Below are 18,153 nucleotides of genomic sequence, written 5' to 3' on the forward strand. Positions count from 1 at the left end.
CTCGGCGGCGTTCACTCCATGCAACTGGAAAACGCTCTTTGACGTATCCATGCCAATTCGGATAATCTGCTCCACGGACGGTCTCCCTCGATTGATGTCTTAACGACTCACTCTGGCACATTGCGATGCCGTTGGGAGCCGTCCACCCCAACAGTGCTCGTCACAGGGATCCAGCAGCGCCGCGTCTGCGGCGCGGGAAGCGTTCTTTCAGCCCAAGGACTTGGTCTGGCTGGATTCCTGTGACAAGCACAGGAATGAGGAAATCAAACAAGACGCCGCGGGTAGCGCGATTCTCAACAGGCCTCAGGAAGGTATCGGAGGACTGCAGTCTCTCCTCCCCATCATCCTTGCGACAAGCACAGGAATGAGGAAATCACAAGCGGCGGCGGGTATCCCGAATCTCGGCAGGCCTCAGCCGCCCACGTGTTCCACGCTTTCCTCGATCCGCTCCATATCGTCGTCCGACAGGCCGAAATGGTGGCCGATCTCGTGGATCAGCACATGGGTAATGATATCGCCGAGCGTTTCCTCGTTTTCGGCCCAGTAGTCGATGATCGGGCGGCGGTAAAGGGTGATGCGGTTCGGGAACTCCCCGGTTTCCATGGTGAAGCGTTCGCCGAGGCCGCGGCCTTCGAACAGGCCCAGCAGGTCGAACGGCGTTTCGAGCGCCATGTCTTCGAAGACATCGTCGCTTGGAAAGTCGGCGATTTCGATCGTGAGATCCGTCGTCAGCTTGCGGAATTCCTCAGGCAGATGGCTGTAGGCTTCAAACGCGAGCTGCTCGAATACGGTAAGCGACGGTGCGTGGCGTTCCCGCCAATCATCGGTTTGGTCAATGCGGGCCATGGGCACTCCTTGTTGCCCCTCATATAGCGATTTTGCCTTTGTTTTTCGAGTGATGAATTCTACCCCGGAAAGAAGGAGGAATATATTCTCAATATTGGTTGTTGACTCTTGAGGGCAGCTCTGGAATCCATAAGAACACAACATGAACATGCAGATGGAGCTGACCGTCATGGCCGGAAACGCCGTGCAACGGCAAACCGTTCTTTCCCTTCGCGAGACCATTGCGCGGATTGAAGATCGCGGGGTGCCGGGATGCGTCCGGCCGGCCAAGGCGGCCGATCCCGCCGGCTTTCGCCGCGACAAGGAGGAGGCGCCCCGCCGCAAGGTCCTGCCGCTCGGCGTCCCGCAATTCGATGAGGCCCTCCAGGGCGGGTTGCCGCTCGAGGGCATGATGGAAATCCGCAATGCCGAGACCCGGGATGCGGGCGCGGCCGCCGGCTTCGTGGCGGCGCTTGCGGTGCTCTATCAGCGGCAGAAGAAGGAGAATGGCCGTCTGGCCCCGGTCCTTTGGATCAGCCAGACGCTTGCTGCCTGTGAGGCGGGTCAGCCTTATGCGCCGGGCCTCAAGGCCTATGGACTCGACGCCGAGCGCTTCCTCTTGGTTTCGGCACGCACGGTGAAGGATGCGCTGTGGATCGCCGAGACGGCGCTTTCGGTACCGGTCTTCGCCGTGGTCGTTCTGGAAATCCGCGGCAACCCTGCCTGTCTCGCCCTGAGCGAGAGCCGGCGTCTGCATGTGAGGGCCCGGGCGGGCGGCGTGCCTCTTCTCGTCTTGCGTCAGGCGGGCGAGGAGGAGGCGAGCAGCGCCTTCTTCCGGATCCAGGTCAAGCCGGCACCGGCCGGCGAACGTCCTCTTCCCGATGGTTCGGTGCTTTGCGGCAGCATCGGCCATTCCGCCTTTCACCTCCTTGTCGAAAAAAGCAGGCGCCAAGCCTCTGACGACATCTTTCTCGAATGGAACGCCCATGACCGCCGCTTCTACTCACTCGATGAGCGCCGGAGCGCCGCTCTTCAGACAAACGATGAGCCAACGGATCCTGTCGATCCACTTTCCGCATCTGCCGGCCGATCGCGTCGCGCGCAGCCGGTGGGGCGCCTCCTGGCTTTCGCGCGGGCGTCCTGACCATCCGCCCGTCGTCTTCGCCGCCAAGATCGACAATGCCATGCGGCTCGTTGCGCTCGATACTTTTGCAGAGCGTATCGGCCTGAAGCGCGGCCAGGGGGCGGCGGAAGCCCGCGCCATGTGTCCCTCGCTCGACGTGATTGCCGCCGATCCGGCCGCCGACCAGGCCTTTCTGGAGGCGCTTGCCGACTGGTGCGACCGCTATACGCCGCTCGTGGCACTCGACGGCACGGATGGCCTGTTTCTCGACATCACCGGCTGCGCCCATCTTCAAGGCGGCGAGAAGGCGCTCATCAGCGATGTCCTGTCGCGTCTTTTCTCTCTCGGCGTCGAGGCGCGGGCGACCGTCTCCTCCGCAGCCGGGCTTTCCTGGGCTGTCGCCCGTTACGGCGATGCCGACGTCATTGCGCCCGAGGACGGGGACCCGGTGCTTGCACCCTTGCCGGTCGCCGCGCTGCGACTGCCGGCGGACACCGCGGCCGCACTCGAACGGGTCGGGCTGAAACAGATCGGCGATCTTCTCGAAGCGCCGCGGGCGCCGCTCGCCCGCCGCTTCGGCTCCTCCCTTCTCCTCAGACTCGATCAGGCGAGAGGCTTCGAGGACGAGCCGCTTTCGCCCCGGCTGCCCGTGCCGAGCTTCTCCGCCGAGCGCCGGCTCGCCGAGCCGGTGCAGGACGAGGAATACATTCTCGAGCTGACCCGTCACCTCGCCAGGGATGTCCGCTCCTCGCTGGAGCGGCATGGCGAAGGCGGGCGGCTCTTCGAGCTCCTCCTGTTCCGCGTCGACGGCCGGGTATTCCGCGTCCGAGCCCATGCGGCCGTGCCCTTGAACGATGCCGCCCGCATAGCCGCCCTCTTTCGCGAGCGGCTGCAGGCGGTTCATGACGATCTCGATGCCGGATATGGTTTCGAAATCGTCCGGCTTTCGGTCCTCGGAAGCGAAAGGCTCGATCCGGCGCAGCAGGATTTTTCCGGCGCCCCCGACGAAAGCCAGCCGCTCGCGGCCTTCGTCGACAAGGTCTCCGCCCGTTTCGGGCCCGGGTGTCTGATGCAGGCGACCCTTGCCGAAAGCCATCTGCCGGAACGGGCGGGCGGATTTGCCGCCGTGACGGACGTGGCCGCGGTCCTGAGGCCGCCTGCTCTTGAAGAGAAGGGCTTCCCCGAAAACCGTCCGCTTCGGATTTTCGCGCATCCCGAACCGGTGGAGGCGACGGCGGAAGTGCCCGAGGGCGCTCCGCGAAGCTTCAACTGGCGCAAGACCCGCTACCGCGTCGCCCGTGCCGAGGGGCCGGAGCGCATCGCCGCCGAATGGTGGATCGACGGGGAGAATCATCCGACGCGCGATTATTTCCGGATAGAGGATCAGGAGGGCCGCCGCTTCTGGCTGTTTCGCGAAGGCCTTTACGGAAGGGAGACCGCCTCACCCCGCTGGTTCATGCACGGAGTTTTCGCATGAGCGCGGATACTGTCTTCTGCGAGCTCGGTGCGCGCACGAATTTCTCCTTCCTCGAAGGGGCGGCGCCGGCCGAAGAGATGGTCGTCTTCGCCAAGAAGGCGGGGCTTGCCGGTCTCGGCATTGCCGACCGCAACAGCGTCGCCGGCGTCGTCAGGGCCCATGCCAAGGCGAAGGTGGAGGGCTACCCCTTCCAGCCGGGCGCCCGCCTGGTTTTTGCCGACGGCACGCCGGACATTCTCGCCTATCCGAAAAACAGGCGGGGCTGGGGGCATCTCTGCCGCCTGCTCAGCGCCGGGAACCTGCGCTCGAAAAAAGGCGACTGCACGCTCCACCTCGCCGACTTGCTCGAATGGCAGGAGGAGCTTCTTCTGATCGTCATGCAAAGCGAAGGACGGCCGGAGGCGGAGAGCCTGGAGGTGCTGCTCGGGACATTGCAGGAGCATGCGGGCAACCGGCTCTATCTCGGCCTGGCGCCGCATTATGACGGTTTCGACCGGCATGATTTTGCCGTCCTGGCAGCCCTTGCCCGAAAAACCGGCATCGGGTTGCTCGCCACCAATGACGCGCTCTATCACGATCCGCATTACAGGCCGCTCGCGGATGTCGTCACCGCCATCCGGGAGCATGTGCCGATCGCCGGCGCCGGCTTCCTTCTGCAGAAGAATGCCGAAAGGCACCTGAAGGGCCCAAGGGAAATGGCCAGGCTTTTCAGCGACTACCCCGAGGCGCTTGCCAATACGCGGAAATTTTTCAGCGAGCTCACCTTCAGCCTCGACGAGCTCAGCCATCAATATCCGGATGAAAACGCCGATGGCGAGACGCCGGCCGAAAGCTTGCGGAGGCTCGTCGCGGAAGGTGCGGCCGAGCGCTATCGCGAAGGCGTGCCGGAAAAGGTGATGCGTCAGATAGACTATGAGCTCGAGCTCATCCACGACAAGAAATACGAGCCTTATTTCCTGACCGTGCACAAGCTCGTGAAATTTGCCCGCAGCGTGAATATTCTCTGCCAGGGGCGGGGATCGGCGGCCAATTCCTCGGTCTGCTTCTGCCTCGGCATCACCGATGTCGATCCGCAGAAATTCACCCTGCTGTTCGACCGTTTCCTGTCGAAGGATCGCGACGAGCCGCCCGATATCGATGTCGACTTCGAGCACGAGCGGCGCGAAGAGGTGATCCAGTATATCTACAGGACTTACGGCAAGGAGCATGCGGGCCTGACCGCCGCGGTGATCAGCTATCGCTCGCGCTCCGCCGGGCGCGAGGTCGCCAAGGCCTTCGGCCTTTCGGAAGACGTTCAATCGGCTCTCGTCAGTTCGATCTGGGGCTGGGGCACCTCGCCTTTCACCGAGGAGCAGGCGAAAGGGGCGGGGCTCGACGCGGCGGACCCTCTCACCAGGCGCGTGCTTGCCTATGCCAGTCTGCTCATGAATTTTCCGCGCCACCTCTCGCAGCATGTGGGCGGCTTCGTGATTACCCGCGACAGGCTCGACGAGGTCGTGCCGATCATGAACACGGCCATGCCCGACCGCTACATGATCGAATGGGACAAGGACGATCTCGACGAGCTGAAGATACTGAAGGTCGACGTGCTGGCGCTCGGCATGCTGACCTGCCTTGCCAAGGGCTTCAAGCTGCTCGAGGCGCATTACGGCAAGCCGATAACGCTGGCCGAAATCTACCAGGATCATCGCGAAGCGGTTTACGACATGATCTGCCGCGCCGACACGGTCGGCGTCTTCCAGATCGAAAGCCGGGCGCAGATGAGCATGCTGCCGCGCCTGCAGCCGCGCGAAATGTACGATCTGGTGATCGAGGTAGCGATCGTTCGCCCCGGTCCCATCCAGGGCAATATGGTGCATCCCTATCTGAAACGGCGCGAAGCCCAGCGCAGGGGCGAGGCGGTCGTGTATCCCAGCCCGGAATTGAAGGCGGTTCTTGAAAGGACGCTGGGCGTGCCGCTGTTCCAGGAGCAGGCGATGCAGATCGCCATCACCGCCGCCGGTTTTTCACCCAGCGAGGCCGACCGCCTGCGCCGCGCCATGGCCACCTTCAAGCGGACCGGAACGATCCACACCTTCGAGCGGAAGATGGTGGAGGGCATGGTTGCGAATAACTACGAGAGGGAATTCGCCGAGCGCTGCTTCAACCAGATCAAGGGATTCGGCGAGTATGGCTTCCCCGAAAGCCATGCTGCCTCCTTCGCCTCTCTCGTCTATGCCTCGGCCTGGCTCAAGACCTATTATCCGGACATCTTCTGCGCCGCGCTCCTGAACGCGCAGCCGATGGGTTTCTATGCACCGGCGCAACTGGTGCGCGATGCCCGCGAACACGGGGTCAGAATGCTGCCGGTCGACATCAACCATTCGGATTGGGACGCCCTGCTCGAAGGCGAGGGTTCCTTCGACAAGAATGCTGTCCACCCGCGCCACGCCAGCATGCGGGAGGTGATCAAAACCCGGAAGGCCGTTCGGCTGGGCTTCCGGTTGGTCAAGGGCCTGAAGCAGACGGATATGGAAGCGCTGGTCGCGCGCCGGGGGGAGGGATACCGCTCCGTTCATGACCTGTGGCTTCGGTCCGGGCTTTCCCGCGCCGTTCTGGAGCGCCTTGCGGATGCCGATGCCTTCCGGTCGGTAGGTCTCGACCGGCGAGCGGCCCTTTGGGCGGTAAAGGCGCTCGACGAGCAGTCGGCGGTGGAGCGGTTGCCGCTTTTCGAAGGGGCGGGTTCCGACGATCTGCAGATCGAGCCCAAGGTCGCTCTTCCCGAAATGCCGGCAGGCGAACAGGTCATTCATGACTATCGCACCCTGACGCTCTCCCTGAAGGCGCACCCCGTGTCCTTCATGCGGGAGGATTTTTCGCGAATGGGTATCCTGCGCAGCCGGGATCTGGCCGCAACCGCGACGGGGAGATGGGTGACGGTGGCGGGCCTTGTACTGGTCAGGCAGCGGCCGGGCTCTGCCAATGGCGTCATCTTCATGACGATCGAGGACGAAACAGGCATCGCCAATATCATCGTCTGGGAAAAGACGTTCCAGAAATACCGGCGGCAGGTCATGGGATCGCGGCTTGTGAAAGTCCGCGGCCGCTTGCAGAACCAGAGCGGCGTCATTCACGTGGTCGCCGATCATCTGGAGGATATAACGCCCATGCTTGGCCTGCTGCGCCGGGAGGCGCGGCGTTTCGGCGTCAACGACCGCGCGGACGAGGTCTTGCGGCCGAGCGCGGACGCCCGCGAAAAGAAAAAACTCCGGCAATTGCGCCTGGGCCTGACCGCTCGCGCAGCACCGGAGGGCGAGGCGGCCGCCCAGGTAGCGGAGGTCATGCCGAAGGGGCGCAATTTTCATTGAGCCCCGTCATTACTCGCATCGAAGTCGTCGCCTTGCGATTGAGGCCCCAAGGCGACCTGTGTAAAAATGTCGCAGGCACCGTTGCCGGAATTACAAGTCATGGAGGAAAAATCCCCTCCTTAGAATCGCCTAATGTAATGAAAATGCGACGATTTCCATCAAGTTTAGAATCGCTCTAATGCGCCCTTCAACCATATGGAGAAGAGTTTTTAGTTGACGGCAAATGTCCTCTTTTGCTTTATCGCAAAATCAGAGCGTTGCGTATGATGGACACGACGAAATGCTGGTTTGCAGTTGCAACTTCATCACCGAGAAAGACATCGAGGACACGATCGTCGGCCTCCTCGACGAGGACTGTTGGCAGTTGATCGTGCCGGCGAAAGTCTATCATGCGATGGAAAAACGCGGCCGTTGCTGCGGCTGTTTTCCCAATGTCGTCGACATCATCATCCGCACCACCGAGCAATATCACGCCCGCCGCGACTCGACGGACGCCGATATATTTGATTTCATGAACCGCCTCAGACAATTCCATGAAGAAAACCGGAGGGCGGATCTTGAAAGGCGACGCAAAGGTCATCGAGCAGCTTAACGAAGCGCTCTATCTCGAACTCGGTGCCGTAAACCAGTACTGGCTGCATTACCGCCTTCTCGAAGATTGGGGATACACGCTGCTCGCCAAGAAGGAGCGCGCCGAATCGATCGAGGAAATGCACCACGCCGACAAGCTCGTCTCTCGCATCATCTTTCTCGAAGGTCATCCGAATCTGCAGACGGTCGCGCCGCTGCGCATCGGCCAGAACGTCAAGGAAGTCCTGGAAGCCGACCTTGCCGGCGAGTACGACGCGCGCACCGCCTACAAGAACTCCCGCGACATCTGTCACGCGGCCGGCGATTACGTCTCGATGAAGCTCTTCGAGGAACTGCTCGCCGACGAGGAGGGCCACATAGACTTCCTCGAAACGCAGCTCGATCTGCTCCGCAAGATCGGTGAGGAAAAATACGGCCAGCTCAACGCCGCTTCCGCCGACGAAGCCGAGTAAATCCCAGCCCCCTCAAGGGCGGCGAATTAAATCAGCCCCTCATCCGGCCTGCCGGCCACCTTCTCCCCGCAAGCGGGGCGAAGGAGACAGGCAGCAAACGCCAGGCGTCTTCCGCCGTCGAATTCAGGGCAAGGCGGAGCCGCGTGTCCCTTCTCCCCGCAAGCGGGGAGAAGGTGGCGACAGCCGGATGAGGGGCTAATTCCGGTAGCCCTTTCGCTCACCGCACCAGATGCGAAAATGCCGCGACGACCTCTTCATAGGCCTTGCGCTTGAAGGGCACGATCAAACCCGGAAGTTCGTGCATGGGCTTCCATTCCCAGGCGTCGAATTCCGGCTCGTGGTCGCCGGGCGGCGGGTTGATCGCGATTTCGCTCTCCTCGCCCTCGAAGCGGAAGGCGTACCAGCGTTGCCTCTGGCCGCGGTACTTGCCCTTGAGACCGATCCCGATCAGGTGCGACGGGAGGTCGTAATTGATCCAATCCGGCGCCTCCGCCAGGAGCGAGACCGAGCGGATGCCGGTCTCCTCGTAGAGTTCGCGATAGGCGGCCGCGAGCGGGTCCTCGCCATCGTCGATGCCGCCTTGCGGCATCTGCCAGAGCTGCGGCGAACCGTCGTATTCGGAATTGCCGACGGCGAGCCGGTGCCCGGCCCAGACGAGTCCCTGCCGGTTGAGAACCATGACGCCGACACATGGCCGATAGGGCAGATCCTCAGCCGTCATGACGCGCCCCTTATCCTTCCCCATATCGTCCTTCCTTTGCATGTTGCCGCGAGCCGTATGACTCGATGGTCCACTGCGCTTAAATCAGTTTTGTTTCGGATCTTTGACGAGTGCGGCCACGCCGACCACCTCGATGCCCCGCCCGCCGGCTTCCTCGATCCATTCGGCAATGGCCGCCACGCTTTCGTCGAAGGCGGAAGCGACCCCGATCGCGGTGCCGTTCCTCCGCGCGATGCGCTCCAGCTCGTCGAGTCTGCGCAGGATGCCATTGCGGCTGAGCTCGCCATCGAGCACGAGATCGGCGAAACCGTGCGGCACGTCGAAGGCGCCGGCGAGCGTGCCCGAGAGCGATTGCGCCGACGTCCCGTCGTCCAGGAACAGGAGGCCCCGCTTGCCGAGATCGCGCATCACGGGCTCGAGCGCATCCGTATCGGAGAGAAACCGGCCTCCGAGATAGTTCATCACGCCGGTGTAATTGGTGATCTGTCCCATGCTTCGATGCAGTTCCGCAAGGTTCTTCCCGGCATCGGAGGAAACGCGCAGCGCGTGTGGGCCGGGATCGTTGTTCGGGTAATCGAACGGTTCCATCGGCACCTGCAGCAGGATCTCGTGGCCGTTACGCCTCGCCTCCTGCATCCAGCGCTGCAGGCTGTTTCCGGCCGCGGCGAAGGCAAGCGTCACTTCCGGCGGCAGTGCGCGGAGGGCGCGCTGCGTCCCCGTCTGGCTGAGGCCGAGGCCGCCGACGACGATGGCGATCCGCGTTCCGCGGGCGCCGGACCAGGGGCGCGCATATTGCTCCATCGGCCTCAGCCCGTCCGGGCCGATGACCGGCAGGCGGCCTTCCGGGCGGTCTTCCAGCAGGCTTTCATTTGGAAGGGCTGCCATGCGAGGGTCCTGCCCTCGCGTGGGCTCGACACCGATCAGCGCGGGGCCGCCGGTTTCGCGCGAACGGGGCGTGTATTTCCTGACCGTCGCGCCATCATCGGTTAGAACGGCCTCGACATGTGCGCCGGAGAGAGCGCCGCTCCGGTGGAGCGCCTCCGGCCTGGCTTTTCGGCCCTCCGAGGGTGGCGCCGGTTCGGTGGCGAGGGTCGCGGTCGCTGCGGGCATTGCAGGCGAACGGGTCTGGTGGCCGGGAGAAAGGGCGCTCCATGCGGAAAGCCCGATGACCGCAAGGGCTCCCAGGCTGAGGCCGCAGTAACGCAGGTCGCGACGGAGATCGCGCTTGCGTGCCGGTCTCTCCTTGCGGTTCTGGCCCAGCGGGGCGTTGAGGTCAGTTGCCAAACGGGGCCTCGGTCGAGCTTCGATCCTGGCGCGAATCGCCGCTGGCCATGACGATGGACTTGAAGGAGGCCAGAATCATCGCACATGCGACTGCATGCCGATGGATAATATAAAGGCGCCGGGTTGAACAGCCCGGCGCCTCCTTGATTCCTCTCACCTGAAACTCTGCAGGTGAGGGGCTTATTCCTTCAGCTGCGCCTGTTCCGGGTTGGCCGGGAAGGCCGGATCCGTCTTCTTGCCGCGCAACAGGTCGAACGCATAGTTCAGCTGAATGTCGTCCTTGGTTTCCGGCGGCACGTAAGCGACCGAGCCGGAGCCCTCTTCGGTCTCTTCCTGGCCCGGAATGTGACCGCGCAGATCGGATTCGCCCTGCGCTTCCACCTTGCCCAGAAGCTCGGGCGGCAGCGGCTGCTCCACCTTGATGTCGGGCGTGATGCCGGTGCCCTGGATCGACTTGCCGGACGGCGTGTAATAGAGCGCCGTCGTCAGACGCAGCGCTCCGGCGTCGCCGAGCGGGATGATCGTCTGTACCGAGCCCTTGCCGAAGGAGCGCGTGCCGAGAACGGTGGCGCGCTTCAGGTCCTGGAGAGCACCGGCCACGATTTCCGACGCGGATGCCGAGCCGCCGTTGACGAGCACGACGACAGGCTTGCCGCCGGCCAGGTCGCCCGGGGTCGCATTGAAGCGGCGGGTTTCATCCGGATTGCGGCCGCGGGTCGAAACGACCTCGCCACGCTCCAGGAACGCGTCCGAGACATTGATCGCCTGGTCGAGCAGGCCGCCCGGATTGAGGCGCAGGTCGAGGACATAGCCCTTGAGCTTGTCCGCGGGAACTTCCGCCTGGATCTTCTCGATGCCCTTCTTCAGGTCCTCGAAGGTCTTTTCCGTAAACGAGATGACCCTGAGATAGCCGACATCCCCTTCGACACGGACCTTCACCGCGCGGACCGCGATCACGTCGCGTACGATCGTCAGTTCGATCGGCTTTTCGGCTCCCTTGCGCAGGATCGTCAGCTTGATCGGCGTGCCGACGGCGCCGCGCATCTTGTCGACCGCTTCCTCCAGCTTGAGGCCGCGGACGTCCTGACCGTCGATCTTCGAGATGAAATCGCCTGCGAGCACACCGGCGCGCGCGGCGGGCGTGTCGTCGATCGGACTCGTCACCTTGACGAGATCTTCTTCCATGGTGACCTCGATGCCGAGGCCGCCGAACTCGCCGCGCGTCTGGGTACGCATATCTTCGGCGTCGGTCGAGTTCATGTAGCTCGAATGCGGGTCTAGAGACGAGAGCATCCCGTTGATGGCGTTCTCGATCAACTTGTCATCCTGCGGCGGCGTCACGTATTGCGCGCGCACGCGCTCGAACACGTCGCCGAAGATCGCCAGTTCGCGGTATGTCGACGAATTTGCGGCCACGGCCGGCATGGTTGCCGAGTAGACGACGCCCATCGCCGTCGCGCCCATCAGCGCCCCGACCAGGACAAGTGAAGCTCTACGTATCATTTCGCGCCCTTCCAACCTCTGCTGCGGTCCACCACGGTCGGGAATCAACCGGCTTCCCGTCTTTTCTGAATTCAATGTAAAGCGTTGGCCTGTCGGTTTCCAGCGCCAAGGCCGCCGCACTCGCCACTCTTTTTGCACCCATCGCCGCCACCGGCTCCCCGGCCACGACGAATTGCCCCGGCCGGACACTGACGTTCTCCATGCCGGCGAGCACGATATGATACCCGTCACCGGCATTGAGAATGATCATCTGCCCGTAGCTGCGGAAACTCCCGGCATAGACGATCCACCCGTCCGCCGGCGTAGTCACCAGCGCGCCTGCATTGGTCTCGAGCATGATCCCCTGCAGCGAATGCCCCGTTCCGTCCGCGTCGCCAAAACGGCGCACAAGCGAACCCGCAACGGGATAAGCCAACCGCTCCCGCAGCTCGGAAAAGACATATGCCGGCGCAATGCGGTTTTTGTCAGGCACGGCACTCCTGGCGAGCTCCCGCGCAGCCTCGCGCTCGGCCTCGCTCATGCGGCGGCGTTCCTCCTCCTCGGCGCGGGCGGCGGCGGCGGCTTCGCGCACGGAGGAGATCTCGTTTTCGAGCGATGAGATCAGGCCCTCGAGGTTCTCCGCCTGCAGGGCGAGTTCCTCGGCCTTGCGCTGTTCGACCGCCAGATCGGCCGCATTGCGTTGCCTCAGCTTCTCCTTTTCGGCAACGAGCATCGACATGCGCCGCTCTTCCTCGAGCCGGGCGGTCATTGCCGCGGTCAGTTCCTCGCGTTCCCTGGCGATGCCGCTGCGAATATCGGCGAGCGCCTGCAGGTCGGCGACGAGGCTGTCGGTCTGCTCGCGTATCTCAGGAACGACGGCGCCGAGCAGAATGGCGCTGCGTACGGAGCCGAGCGCATCCTCCGGGGTCACGAGGATTGCCGGCGGCGGATTGCGGCCCATGCGCTGGAGAGCGGCGAGCACCTCGGCCAAAAGGCCGCGACGGGCGCGCAGCGAACGCCGCACCACATCCTCCTTGACGCGCAGATCGCCGAGCTTCCTTTCGCCGTCGGCGATCCGGCGTTCGAGCTCCTGCCGCTTGGCTGCCGAATCCACGAGGGCTTCGCGGAGGGTCTCGTTGCTCTTGTCGATCTCGGCGATCGTCTTTTCGAGTGCCTCGGAGCGATCCCGCGAGAGCGTGATCGTCTTCGACAGTGCCTCGAGCTCGCTCGCGGTACTGTCGCGCCGGACCGCCAGATCGGCAGCCGGATCCGGCGGCGCCGGCTTGGCGGCACCCGCATCGGCCGGCGCGGCGGCGGGCGCGTCCTGAGCCGCAGTCGGACCGATCACCGACAGGAAAAGCGCCATGACCGCAGTACCGCAGCCGAACCGCCGGGCGCCCCGCTGCAAGCAGGCTCTATTCGTTGGAGGTCTCATCCCGTCTCATAAGTCCAAAAGTTAGGAGACCCTAATCTGATTTGGCTGGGCAAACCAATACATATTCGCGTTATCGTATCGGGAGGCGGACCGGGCCGGTTCTACGGAAAGAAAGCACGGCAACGGGGTACGGCAGCCGGATCAGGCCCGATGATAAGGATGCCCCGAAAGGATCGTCACGGAGCGATAAAGCTGCTCGGCGATGAGGATGCGCACGAGCTGGTGCGGCCAGGTCATCCTGCCGAGGTTGAGCACGGCGTCGGCGCGGGCGTGGAGCGCGGGATCGAGTCCGTCGGCACCGCCGATCGCTATCATCAGATCCCGCTTGCCGCTGTCTCTGAAGGTAGCGAGCAGGTGTGCGAAAGCTTCCGAGTCGAGCGCCTTGCCGCGCTCGTCGAGCAGCACGAGCAGGCTGCCCTCGGCGAGCGCTTTTTCAAGCTGTCCGGCTTCCTCGCGCTTGCGCGTCTCCGCATTGCCGGCGCGGCTTTCGACTGTCTCCACGACGCGGGCCAATTCGAGGCCGACGGCCGGACCCGCCTTGGCGAACCGGTCGAGATAGCGGCCCGCAAGGTCCTTTTCCGGCCCCGCCTTGAGGCGGCCGACTGCGAAAAGTCCGATACGCATGACCCGATCCGTCCCCGCCGGCGCCGATCGGTTGTTATCGACCGGCAAAACTCTTGCCGCCATCCGCCTTGTCGGCGATGGCAATCGCATGTCACGTTCGGCACCGGCCGTCGCTCCGTCCTGAGTCGATGGTCAGGATCGGGCGACGTGTCTCAGTGCAGGGTACCGTCTTCGATCTCGGGAGCCGCCCACATCTTTTCGATGTTGTAGAACGCCCGGATTTCCGGCCGGAAGATGTGAACGATCACATCGCCGGTGTCGATCAGTACCCAGTCGCCACCCTCGAGACCTTCGACGCGAGCCCTGCCGAGGCCGTCGTCCTTCAGGTCCGTGATCAAGTGGTCGGCAATGGCCATCACATGCCTGTTCGATCGCCCGGAGACGACGACCATGAAGTCTCCCAGCGCCGATTTTCCGGCAATGTCGATGGTAACGATATTTTCTGCCTTCGAGTCCTCTAGGCTTTCGAGGACCAGTTGAAGCGCACGGACAGCGGCTTCGTCGCTCGATTCCGTGCTGCGCGGGAATGCGGATGCCGCATATCCCTTGGCGTGTGCTGTTGTCAGGGTTTTTCCTTTCCAAATGAACAGAACAGGCACGTTCGATTCGAAATAATTGTTCGAACCGTACTTAAATGTAGGCATCAAACCCATACGGTTTCAAGACACGAGATCCGAATTACGGGAAATCACCCGAATTTGGCCGAACGAAGCGCCGTCGAACTCAAGCCCGAACGCGGGCCGTGAATGAAGGTCCAGGCGGGCGCGCGGCGGAAAGCGAGGGTTCCCGCATCCTCCTCGTCGACCCGGGCCTTGCTGAAAGTCCTCGCCATCGGCGAAGAGAGATAGGCAAGAGTCGATCCCGGCCGGTCGATAACGGCGATAGGGAAAGTGGCGACGATCTTGCGCCAGTCCTGCCAGCGGTGAAAGTTCTTGAGATTGTCCGCGCCCATGACCCAGACGAAACGGACGCCGCGGTTGCGCGCGCGGATCGCTTCCAGCGTACGGGCCGTGTAGCTCTGGCCGAGCGCCTGCTCGAAAGCGGTCACCTTGATGCGCGGATTACGGGCGATCTTCTCGCTCATCGCGATGCGTTCGCCAAGAGGTGCGAGATGGTTGCGGTCCTTGAGCGGATTGCCGGGCGTCACCATCCACCAGAGCTGATCGAGCCGGAGCCGGCGCAAAGCGGTCTCGGCGACGAGTGCATGCCCGTCATGCGGCGGATTGAAGGATCCGCCGAACAAGCCGACGGCCATGCCGGACTCGACATGCGGCATGCTCAGATAGCGCGCATTCACTTCGCTCGGTGTCGTCAGGGCCGCACCTGTCCGGTGCCGCGCACGCGATACTTGAACGAGGTGAGCTGCTCGACGCCGACAGGCCCGCGGGCGTGCATCTTGCCGGTGGCGATGCCGATCTCGCCGCCCATGCCGAACTCGCCGCCGTCGGCGAATTGCGTCGAGGCATTGTGCAGGAGGATCGCCGAATCGATCTCGGAGAAGAACCGCTCGACCACGGCGGGATCCTCGGCGATCACGGCTTCCGTATGGGCCGACGACCAGGTGTTGATGTGCTCGATCGCGCCGGAAATGCCGTCGACCAGCCGTACCGAAATGATCGCATCGAGATATTCTGTGGCCCAATCCTCGTCGGTCGCAGCTTTCAGGCCGGGCATGAGCCTTGCGAGATCGTCGCAGACGCGCACCTCGCAGCCGGCATCGACGAGCGCCTCGAGGAGCGGCTTTGCGAATTTCTCGGCTGCGTTGCGGTCTATCAGCAGCGTCTCGGCGGCGCCGCAGATGCCGGTACGGCGCATCTTCGCATTGACGACGATCTTCTTCGCCATATCGTGATCGGCCGACGCATCGACATAGATGTGGCAGAGACCCTCGAGATGGGCGAAGACCGGCACCCGCGCCTCTTTCTGAACACGGGCGACCAGGCTCTTTCCGCCGCGCGGCACGATCACGTCGATCGCGCCGTTCAGGCCGGTGAGCATGGCGCCGACGGCAGCGCGATCGGCGACCGGCACCATCTGGATCGCATCTTCCGGCAGGCCGGCGGCCTTCAATCCCTCGGTCAGGCAGGCATGGATCGCCCGCGACGAGTGAAAGCTGTCGGATCCGCCGCGCAGGATCACCGCATTGCCGGCCTTGAGGCAGAGCGCGCCGGCATCCGCCGTGACGTTCGGACGGCTTTCATAGATCACGCCGATCACGCCCAGGGGCGTCCGCACCCGTTCGATGTGGAGCCCATTCGGACGGTCCCATTCGGAGATCACCTCGCCGACGGGGTCCCTGAGTCCGGCGATCGCGCGGATGCCGTCCGCCATGTCGCGGATGCGGCTTTCCGTCAGCGTCAGCCGGTCGATGAAGGCGGTGGCAACACCGCTTTCGCGCGCGTTTTCGAGGTCGAGCGCATTGGCGCCGAGGATCTCGGCGGTCCGCGCGACGATGACGTCTGCCATGGCGACGAGTGCCGCATGCTTGCGCTCGGCGCTTGCAGTCGCGAGCGGTCGGGCGGCCGCTTTGGCGCGGCGTCCGATCTCCAGCATCATCGCGTTGACGTCCTTGTCCTGTTCGACCGTCTCAAGCATGGAGCTTGCCCTTTCCCTCGTCGCTTTCCTCTGCAGGGCGCGCGCCCGATGGAGCCGTCATGACCAGATCGTCGCGGTGAACCATGGCGGTGCGGCCGGCATAGCCGAGGATAACAGCGATCTCGGCCGACTTCTTGCCGGCGATCTGGCGCGCCTCGTCGGCATCGTAGCCGGCAAGGCCGCGGGCGATCTCGCGGCCGGAATCGCCGATGATCGCAATCGTATCACCACGGCTGAAGCTTCCCGTCACCTGCCGGACACCGGCCGGCAGCAGGCTCTTGCCGGAACGCAGCGCCGCTTCCGCTCCGGCATCGATCGAGAGCGAACCGGCCGGCAGGAGCTGTCCGGCGATCCAGGTCTTGCGGGCGGTCACCGGAGAGCCTGACGGCGCGAACCAGGACGAGCGCGCGCCCGCCTCGATCGCGGCCAGCGGGTGATCCGGCTTGCCGGAGGCGATGATCATGGCGCAGCCGGCAGTGGTGGCGATCTTGCCGGCGTCGATCTTGGTACGCATGCCGCCGCGCGAAAGCTCGGAGGCAGCGCCGCCCGCCATTGCCTCGATCTCGGGTGTGATTTCGGCGACCGTTTCGAGGAAACGGGCGTTCGGATCGAGATGCGGCGGCGCGGTATAGAGCCCGTCGATATCCGAGAGCAGAACCAGAAGGTCGGCGCCGACCATGGTCGCGACCCTGGCTGCGAGCCGGTCGTTGTCGCCATAGCGGATTTCGGTGGTCGCGACCGTGTCGTTCTCGTTGATGATCGGCACCGAGCCGAGCTTCATAAGCTGGCCGATCGTCGCGCGGGCATTGAGGTAGCGTCGTCGTTCCTCGGTGTCGCCGAGGGTCAGGAGGATCTGGCCGGCGACGATCGCATGGGTCGAGAGGCTCTCAGACCAGGCACGCGCCAGCACGATCTGGCCGACGGCGGCGGCCGCCTGGCTTTCTTCGAGCTTCAGCGCACCCGCCGGCAGATCGAGCACCGTTCGTCCAAGCGCGATCGCTCCCGAGGAGACGACGAGGACTTCCACGCCCTTGGCCCTGAGGGCCGCAATATCGGCGCAGAGCGCGTCGAGCCAGCTCTTCTTGAGCCCCGTCTTGCGGTCGACGAGGAGTGCCGAGCCGATCTTGATGACGACCCGGCGGTATTTCTCGAGCGCTTTGCGGGCCTTGTTCATGCCTAAGCTTCCTCTTCGCCCGCCTTTGCAGCGGCGATGACGCTGCGCAATGCTCTCAGCGCCTCCGTCATACCCTTGTTGGTCACGGCGGAGATGAGAAGCGGCGGCGTGCCGCAGGCTTTGCCGAGCGCCTTGGCCTTCGCCTTCAATTCCTCCTCGTCCAGCACGTCGATCTGCGACAGAGCCACGATCTGGGGCTTCTCCTCGAGCCCCCCGCCATAGGCCTCGAGCTCGTGCTTCACGGTCTTGTAGGCCTTGGCGACATCCTCTTCCTGCGCGGAGACGAGATGCAGCAGCACCCGGGTGCGCTCGACGTGGCCGAGGAAGCGGTCGCCGATGCCGACGCCCTCATGCGCCCCTTCGATCAGCCCCGGAATGTCGGCGATGATGAACTCCTTCTCGTCGATGGTGGCAACGCCGAGATTGGGATGCAGAGTCGTAAAGGGATAGTTGGCGATCTTCGGCCGAGCCCGGGTGCAGGCGGCGAGAAAGGTCGACTTGCCGGCATTCGGCAGGCCGACGAGGCCGGCATCGGCTATCAGCTTCAGCCGCAGCCAGATCGTCTTTTCCTCGCCCTCCAGGCCCGGATTGGCCCAGCTCGGCGCCTGATTGGTGGAGGATTTGAAATGCGCGTTGCCGAAGCCGCCATTGCCGCCGGCGGCGAGCCGGTAGCGCTGCCCTTCCGCCACCATGTCGACGATCAGCGTCTCGTTGTCTTCCTCGAAGATCTGCGTGCCGACCGGCACCTTCAGCGTCACGTCGCCGCCCTTGGCGCCGGTACGGTTGCGTCCCATGCCGTGCGTGCCGGTCTTGGCCTTGAAATGCTGCTGATAGCGGAAGTCGATGAGCGTGTTGAGGCCATTGACGGCTTCCACCCAGACATCGCCGCCGCGGCCGCCGTCGCCGCCATCAGGGCCGCCGAACTCGATGAACTTCTCGCGACGGAAGGAAACGGCGCCCGCGCCGCCATCCCCTGACCGGATATAGACTTTCGTTTCGTCGAGGAATTTCATCGGTTCGCCA

Annotated in this window: 16 protein-coding genes; 5 read left to right on the forward strand and 11 right to left on the reverse strand. The window is 63.8% G+C overall.

The features are described 5' to 3' along the window. Window positions 1-411 precede the first annotated feature (411 nt). A complete protein-coding gene (locus tag BHD07_RS28510) occupies window positions 412-846 on the reverse strand; it encodes a metallopeptidase family protein (RefSeq protein WP_003531284.1) in 435 nt (144 codons plus the stop codon). Window positions 847-988: 142 nt separating this feature from the next. Here BHD07_RS28510 and BHD07_RS28515 point away from each other — a divergent pair, with 142 nt between their 5' ends. From BHD07_RS28515 to bfr, 5 genes are all read left to right on the forward strand, one after another. Further along, window positions 989-1,969: an ImuA family protein gene (locus BHD07_RS28515; RefSeq protein ID WP_338284000.1), complete on the forward strand. Its 981-nt coding sequence runs from the start codon at window positions 989-991 to the stop codon at window positions 1,967-1,969. After that, entirely contained in the window at window positions 1,869-3,425 is a 1,557-nt protein-coding gene (locus BHD07_RS28520; RefSeq protein WP_338284001.1) for a DUF6504 family protein, read from the forward strand. The genes BHD07_RS28515 and BHD07_RS28520 overlap by 101 nt, the downstream gene beginning before the upstream one ends. Continuing rightward, window positions 3,422-6,772, forward strand: coding sequence for an error-prone DNA polymerase (locus BHD07_RS28525; RefSeq protein ID WP_338284002.1), 3,351 nt, complete (start codon window positions 3,422-3,424; stop codon window positions 6,770-6,772). Before BHD07_RS28520 ends, BHD07_RS28525 begins: the two co-directional genes overlap by 4 nt. A gap of 280 nt (window positions 6,773-7,052) precedes the next feature. Beyond that, window positions 7,053-7,364, forward strand: a complete 312-nt coding sequence (locus tag BHD07_RS28530) for a (2Fe-2S)-binding protein (RefSeq protein ID WP_100672753.1) — start codon at window positions 7,053-7,055, stop codon at window positions 7,362-7,364. Further along, window positions 7,330-7,815, forward strand: coding sequence for a bacterioferritin (bfr, locus tag BHD07_RS28535; protein WP_003531268.1), 486 nt, complete (start codon window positions 7,330-7,332; stop codon window positions 7,813-7,815). Before BHD07_RS28530 ends, bfr begins: the two co-directional genes overlap by 35 nt. A gap of 217 nt (window positions 7,816-8,032) precedes the next feature. Here the strand turns inward: bfr and BHD07_RS28540 are convergent, their stop codons facing one another. The 10 genes from BHD07_RS28540 to obgE form a co-directional block, all read right to left on the reverse strand. Beyond that, a complete protein-coding gene (locus BHD07_RS28540; RefSeq protein WP_275597179.1) occupies window positions 8,033-8,560 on the reverse strand; it encodes an RNA pyrophosphohydrolase in 528 nt (175 codons plus the stop codon). Between the two features lie 60 nt (window positions 8,561-8,620). Beyond that, on the reverse strand, window positions 8,621-9,820 hold the full coding sequence (locus tag BHD07_RS28545) for a divergent polysaccharide deacetylase family protein (protein WP_275597180.1): 1,200 nt from the start codon (window positions 9,818-9,820) through the stop codon (window positions 8,621-8,623). 180 nt (window positions 9,821-10,000) lie between these two features. Continuing rightward, entirely contained in the window at window positions 10,001-11,323 is a 1,323-nt protein-coding gene (locus tag BHD07_RS28550; RefSeq protein ID WP_100672756.1) for a S41 family peptidase, read from the reverse strand. Beyond that, on the reverse strand, window positions 11,313-12,737 hold the full coding sequence (locus BHD07_RS28555; RefSeq protein WP_338284003.1) for a murein hydrolase activator EnvC family protein: 1,425 nt from the start codon (window positions 12,735-12,737) through the stop codon (window positions 11,313-11,315). Before BHD07_RS28555 ends, BHD07_RS28550 begins: the two co-directional genes overlap by 11 nt. Before the next feature lie 141 nt (window positions 12,738-12,878). Further along, complete coding sequence (gene rlmH / locus BHD07_RS28560) at window positions 12,879-13,361, reverse strand: 23S rRNA (pseudouridine(1915)-N(3))-methyltransferase RlmH (protein WP_275597182.1); 483 nt, start codon at window positions 13,359-13,361, stop codon at window positions 12,879-12,881. Between the two features lie 152 nt (window positions 13,362-13,513). Next, a complete protein-coding gene (gene rsfS, locus BHD07_RS28565; protein ID WP_026168839.1) occupies window positions 13,514-14,005 on the reverse strand; it encodes a ribosome silencing factor in 492 nt (163 codons plus the stop codon). A gap of 44 nt (window positions 14,006-14,049) precedes the next feature. Next, window positions 14,050-14,616, reverse strand: a complete 567-nt coding sequence (locus BHD07_RS28570; protein WP_338284043.1) for a nicotinate-nucleotide adenylyltransferase — start codon at window positions 14,614-14,616, stop codon at window positions 14,050-14,052. A 56-nt stretch (window positions 14,617-14,672) separates the two neighbouring features. Next, window positions 14,673-15,956 carry a glutamate-5-semialdehyde dehydrogenase gene (locus tag BHD07_RS28575; RefSeq protein ID WP_338284004.1) on the reverse strand — a complete coding sequence of 428 codons (1,284 nt, stop codon included), beginning with the start codon at window positions 15,954-15,956 and terminating at the stop codon, window positions 14,673-14,675. Then, window positions 15,949-17,130, reverse strand: a complete 1,182-nt coding sequence (gene proB, locus BHD07_RS28580; protein ID WP_275597185.1) for a glutamate 5-kinase — start codon at window positions 17,128-17,130, stop codon at window positions 15,949-15,951. Before proB ends, BHD07_RS28575 begins: the two co-directional genes overlap by 8 nt. A 2-nt stretch (window positions 17,131-17,132) precedes the next feature. Then, entirely contained in the window at window positions 17,133-18,143 is a 1,011-nt protein-coding gene (gene obgE, locus BHD07_RS28585) for a GTPase ObgE (RefSeq protein ID WP_003531226.1), read from the reverse strand. Window positions 18,144-18,153: the final 10 nt, after the last annotated feature.

The sequence above is a fragment of the Sinorhizobium sp. KGO-5 genome (assembly GCF_036245905.1).
GTDB lineage: Bacteria > Pseudomonadota > Alphaproteobacteria > Rhizobiales > Rhizobiaceae > Sinorhizobium > Sinorhizobium meliloti_A.